Source organism: Microcystis sp. LE19-84.1B (genome assembly GCF_027531875.1).
GTDB lineage: Bacteria > Cyanobacteriota > Cyanobacteriia > Cyanobacteriales > Microcystaceae > Microcystis > Microcystis panniformis.
Genome location: NZ_JAPZSR010000443.1, coordinates 1 through 4,945, shown reverse-complemented (window position 1 = coordinate 4,945; position 4,945 = coordinate 1). Strand labels below are relative to the sequence as shown.

Sequence of the window (4,945 nt, the reverse complement as noted above, 5' to 3'; positions counted from 1 at the left end):
AGTGAACTTAGGAAAAGTCAACAATCAAAAATTTGTGACCATCCCTCATGCTCGATTAATTGAGATGATTAGTTATAAATGTCAATTAGAAGGAATCTCTGTGATTCTTCAAGAAGAATCCTATACCTCAGCTTCTAATTTTTTGAATTTAGAGCCGCTACCAGTGTATGGAAAGATAACTGAAAAGCCAGTGTTTTCAGGAAAAAGAATTTCGCGAGGGTTATATCGTACAGATAAGGGGATTCTGGTTCAATCTGATGTCATGGGTTCCTACAATATTTTGCGAAAAGCATTCCCAAATGCGTTTAACCGCTATGGGATAGAGAGGTGCGTAGTTCACCCAAGGAGAATCAATCTCTCGAAGTAAAAGTGAAGGGAATTTCTGAAATGGAATTCAGTCTGTCTATATTTGACTATACTTTTACTAACTATGACATCCAAACAGATAAAACTCAAAAACAGTAGCGCCAGCTTTTGGCGTATATCCGCAAAAACTGGCACCTTCTATCTACTGACTTTCATATATTTAAGGTCTTTATCTCGGCTGACCTCATTTCAAATTGTCTATAGTATTTCCTACTTTTCCATCGTTTCCTCTATACTTAATTATTTTTTAATATTTACTTCTGTGACGATTGGTCAGGTTTTATTAAGTAATGCTGCGGATGGAGGGAAACACCGAGAATTTGTGATAGCCATACCTCAAAATCGTGGATTGGATAAGCTTGCCCCCCCGTCAAGGGATTTACCATTGGTTTCACCAGAATGGTAAACATTCCCAGACGATTTCCCGCTAAAACATCGGTAAACAAGCGATCGCCAACCATGGCAATTTGTTGGGGGGGGAGACTCATGGCTGCCATCGCTTGCCGGAGTTTGCGTCGAGAGGGTTTCACCGCACCGAGAAGGTAGGGAAGTTGTAAATTATCAGCGATCGCACCGATCCGATTTTCACTGAGATTATTGCTGACCAACCAAATCGGTAGATCAAGACGCAAGGAATCGACCCAACGCTGTAAGTCGTCAGAAACCGCCGTTTCCTGGAGGGGAACAAGGGTATCATCCACATCGAGAATCAATCCCTTAATCCGATGCTGACTCAAAATCTCCAGAGTGAGACCGAGAATCGTATCCCCTAAAATTAAATCGGGTTGTAGAATTTTTGCTCTAGTCATTACTTCTCAAAAATAACTGGCACCGAGTCGATCGAACTCAGCTTCCCTATTTAGTATAAATGACCGACTGCCTCTGAAAATCTTGCCCGGTCAATCCCTTTACTTGACCGCTTGAATCACCTGTAAACTGCCCCCAGCGTATAATTTTTGTTGACAATCACGAAAACCGATCGCCTGTAAAGATCGGATCAGATCCCGATCGATAAACTGCCAAGCGGTATCGGTTTCAAATAATTGCAAAAATAGGGCTAAAGAAGGCCAAAAAAGCGGGTTAGTGGGTCGATGAAAATCCACGAGGGCAAAAATTCCCCCCGGTCTGAGAACTCGATACACTTCTTTCAGGATTTCCTCTAACTGCTCCGGTTCCATTTCGTGGAGAGCGGCACTAGTATGAACAAGGGCGAATTCTCCGGCACTAAAGGGCATTTTTTCGGCTAATCCCTCCAGATAATGCGCTTGCGGTACCGCTAAACTAGCTCGCTGTAGGGCCAAGGGAGAGACATCTAAACCCGTACAGCGATCGGATAGGGGGACTAAATAACGGGTGGTTTGACCCGCACCACAACAGAGATCGAGGATAGGGTCATTTTTAGCGATTTTTAAGCCTTCTAGGGCCAATTGCCGAAAACGTGACTCACCACCCACTGCTAGGGCAGCCAGACGGGAGATACCATCGTAAAGCCATTGATATTGATAACTGAGGGGACGTAAAATAGTAGCCAAGATCAACCTCCAAGATTTGATTAAGTTCTCTGTCGCCTGTAATTTGTTTTAACGGTTCCACCGATATATTGTTAAACTTGGTAAAGAATCTGAAAATTTAAAAATTATCTGTTAACACTATGGGTCGCGTTGGGGTTTTATTATTAAATTTGGGTGGGCCAGAGCGGTTAGAGGATGTACGTCCTTTTCTATTTAACCTTTTTTCTGACCCAGAAATCATCCGTTTACCGATCAAAGGATTACAAAAACCGTTAGCTTGGTTAATATCGACGCTAAGAGCGAGTAAATCCCAAGAAAATTACCGTCAGATTGGCGGTGGCTCCCCTTTACTCAAGATTACGGAAGCACAGGCCACGGCACTGCAACAACGTCTCGCGGAAATGGGGCGCGAGGTGAGCGTTTATATTGGGATGCGTTACTGGAATCCCTTCACCGAAGAAGCGATCGAGCGGATTAAACGGGATCATATCAAAAAATTAGTTATTCTTCCCCTTTATCCCCAATTTTCGATCAGTACCAGTGGTTCCAGTTTTCGTGTGCTGGAGGAAATGTGGCAGCAGGACCCCTATCTACGTTTAACGGAATATACTCTCATCCCCTCTTGGTACGATCATCCCACTTATCTGAGTGCTATGGCGGATCTGATTGCGCGAGAATTAGAGCAGTGTCCTAATCCTGACCAAGTACATATCTTTTTTAGCGCCCATGGTGTCCCCCAAAGTTATGTGGAGGAAGCGGGAGATCCCTATCAAAGGCAAATTGAAGAATGCACTAGGGCGATCATGCGTACGCTCAACCGACCCAATCAGTACACTTTAGCCTATCAAAGTCGCGTCGGTCCGGTGGAATGGCTAAAACCCTATACTGAAGATGCTTTAAAAGGATTGGGAGAGCAGGGAATTAAGCATTTATTGGTCGTGCCGATTAGCTTTGTCTCGGAACACATCGAAACCCTGCAAGAAATCGATATAGAGTACCGAGAAGTAGCGGAAGAAGCGGGAATTGAACATTTTCAGCGAGTACCGGCTCTTAACACTCACCCGATGTTTATCGAATCTCTCTCCCAGTTAGTGGTAAAATCCCTAGAGGAAAAACCCACCACTTTCGAGCAAATTACCCGTCCGAAAGCGAATATGAAAATGTATCCCCAGGAGCGTTGGGAATGGGGAATGACCACGGCAGCTGAGGTGTGGAATGGTCGATTAGCGATGATCGGTTTTCTGGCAATTATTATCGAATTAATTACCGGTCAAGGACCGTTACATTTTGTTGGTTTATTATAACCTCAAGCTTCGTTGCCATTGCTTTTGACGGTAACTACCAAAATAAGGTTGGGTTTAACTATATTTAACCCAACCATTGGCGATTTCATCTTCTCTTAGGACATCATATTAGCAGAACGAACATTAACGTTAACTTCTAGCCTGCCATTGCCGAGCATATCTAACCCAGTGACGCTAAACAGATTAGCTTTAATCCCCCTTTCCTGAAAATTAGCCTGTAATTCTTTGATGAGAACCTCTTCCACTTTCCCTTCATCATCTGCTAGAGCTTGAACGATTTTAGCGGCGAAAGAGCCAATTTTTGCGCTTAATATTTCTTCCACATTGGTAATCTCGATAATAACCATTGATTTTTCTTCTTAGTAGAGGACAAACAGCTTGACAAGCCAATAAGAACAGAATTTGCGAGAAAATAGAGCTGCTCTCATCTTAGGAATCAGTATAACCCGCACTGTTACCCCCCAAACGTAAATAGGCTTCAATAAAGCTATCTAAATCCCCATTCATTACCCCAGTAACATCGGTGGTTTCCACATTGCTACGGAGATCCTTAACCAATTGATAGGGATGAAAAACATAGTTACGGATTTGATTGCCCCAAGCGGCCTCCACCATATCGCCGCGAATTTCGGCGATCGCTTGAGCCTGTTGTTCCCGAGCGATAATTAACAATTTCGCCTTTAATAAAGCTAGGGCTTTTTCTTTATTTTGTAATTGCGATCGCTCTTGGGTACAACGTACAGCGATACCTGTGGGAAGATGAACCACACGCACGGCAGTTTCCACTTTATTAACATTTTGTCCACCTTTTCCCCCCGATCTAGCGGTGGTAATTTCTAAATCTTTATCGGGAATTTCTACCCTCACCGCATCATCGCCCAAAATTGGCATCACTTCCACCCCGGCGAAACTGGTTTGACGTTTACCATTAGCATTAAAAGGGGAAATTCTGACTAACCGATGGGTGCCTTTTTCTCCTTTTAGATAACCGTAAGCATAAGTTCCAGCAATTTCAATTGTCACCGATTTAATTCCCGCTTCATCTCCTTCTGATATTTCCGCTAAAGTGACTTTATATCCCTGTTTCTCGGCCCAGCGAGAATACATTCTCAGGAGCATTTCTGTCCAATCTTGGGCATCGGTTCCCCCGGCCCCCGCATTAATCGTTAAAACCGCTCCTTTTGCGTCGTAGGGACCATTTAAAAGCTGTTGCAATTCCCAGCGATCGAGGTCATGCTGTAAATGAGTTAAATTGTCCGTTGCTTCTTCTAGTAAAGCTCGATCGGATTCTAATTCTAATAACTCGATAATTGCCTTGGTATCTTCTAATTGTTCACACCAACTTTGATAGGTTTCTAAATAAGATTTACATTCGTTTAGTTCTTGCAGGGTTTTTTGAGCAGTATCGGGATTATCCCAAAAAGTGGGGACGGCTGCCACCTGTTCTAAGTCTTTAATTTTGGCCCTTAAAGTGGGTAAGTCAAAGATAGTCCTGGGTTTTACCCAGGCGCGATCCTACTATCTCGATGCCTTTTTTTAGTTCTGATATTTCCATGTTTTCAGTTATCAGTTATCAGTTATCAGTTATCAGTTATCAGTTATCAGTTATCAGTTATCAGTTATCAGTTACTCTAGGAGTCAGGAGGCCGGAGTTGAGAGTTGGGGTTTTAGGGTTTTGGGGTTTTAGGGTTTTGGGGTTTTAGTTGAAATTTCCCCATTTCCCCATTTCCCCATTTCCCCATTTCCCCATTTCCCCATTTCCCC

The 4,945-nt window shown here is 43.3% G+C and carries 7 protein-coding genes; 3 read left to right on the top strand and 4 right to left on the bottom strand.

Annotated elements, in window-relative coordinates; translation table 11 throughout:
• Window positions 1-367: IS200/IS605 family accessory protein TnpB-related protein (locus O9324_RS25035; protein ID WP_288141619.1), on the top strand; the 367-nt coding region annotated here is incomplete at its 5' end.
• 253 nt (window positions 368-620) lie between these two features.
• Here O9324_RS25035 and O9324_RS25030 read toward each other — a convergent pair.
• The gene (locus O9324_RS25030; protein ID WP_002766120.1) at window positions 621-1,175 is read right to left on the bottom strand and encodes a YqeG family HAD IIIA-type phosphatase; all 555 of its coding nucleotides are present in this window, start codon (window positions 1,173-1,175) and stop codon (window positions 621-623) included.
• A gap of 99 nt (window positions 1,176-1,274) precedes the next feature.
• The gene (locus O9324_RS25025) at window positions 1,275-1,898 is read right to left on the bottom strand and encodes a class I SAM-dependent methyltransferase (RefSeq protein WP_288141618.1); all 624 of its coding nucleotides are present in this window, start codon (window positions 1,896-1,898) and stop codon (window positions 1,275-1,277) included.
• 119 nt (window positions 1,899-2,017) lie between these two features.
• Between O9324_RS25025 and hemH the strand changes: the two genes are divergently transcribed.
• Window positions 2,018-3,181 (top strand): ferrochelatase, encoded by a 1,164-nt coding sequence (gene hemH / locus O9324_RS25020; protein ID WP_002766118.1) that lies wholly within the window; start codon window positions 2,018-2,020, stop codon window positions 3,179-3,181.
• A gap of 95 nt (window positions 3,182-3,276) precedes the next feature.
• Here the strand turns inward: hemH and O9324_RS25015 are convergent, their stop codons facing one another.
• Both O9324_RS25015 and prfB read right to left on the bottom strand, forming a co-directional pair.
• Window positions 3,277-3,528, bottom strand: coding sequence for a DUF8653 family protein (locus tag O9324_RS25015; protein WP_002739055.1), 252 nt, complete (start codon window positions 3,526-3,528; stop codon window positions 3,277-3,279).
• Between the two features lie 82 nt (window positions 3,529-3,610).
• A protein-coding gene (gene prfB, locus O9324_RS25010) for a peptide chain release factor 2 (RefSeq protein ID WP_287629133.1) occupies window positions 3,611-4,736 on the bottom strand; the annotation gives its coding sequence in 2 pieces (ribosomal slippage) (window positions 3,611-4,663 and window positions 4,665-4,736; 1,125 coding nt in all).
• Between prfB and O9324_RS25005 the strand changes: the two genes are divergently transcribed.
• The gene (locus O9324_RS25005; protein ID WP_288141617.1) at window positions 4,708-4,884 is read left to right on the top strand and encodes a hypothetical protein; all 177 of its coding nucleotides are present in this window, start codon (window positions 4,708-4,710) and stop codon (window positions 4,882-4,884) included. The genes prfB and O9324_RS25005 overlap by 29 nt on opposite strands.
• The last annotated feature ends 61 nt before the right edge of the window (window positions 4,885-4,945 follow it).

Bases quoted from the DNA above. Each gene is read 5' to 3' on its own strand.
- O9324_RS25005 (WP_288141617.1), top strand. From the start codon at position 4,708: ATGCCTTTTTTTAGTTCTGATATTTCCATGTTTTCAGTTATCAGTTAT.
- O9324_RS25030 (WP_002766120.1), bottom strand. From the start codon at position 1,175: ATGACTAGAGCAAAAATTCTACAACCCGATTTAATTTTAGGGGATACG.
- O9324_RS25015 (WP_002739055.1), bottom strand. From the start codon at position 3,528: ATGGTTATTATCGAGATTACCAATGTGGAAGAAATATTAAGCGCAAAA.
- hemH (WP_002766118.1), top strand. From the start codon at position 2,018: ATGGGTCGCGTTGGGGTTTTATTATTAAATTTGGGTGGGCCAGAGCGG.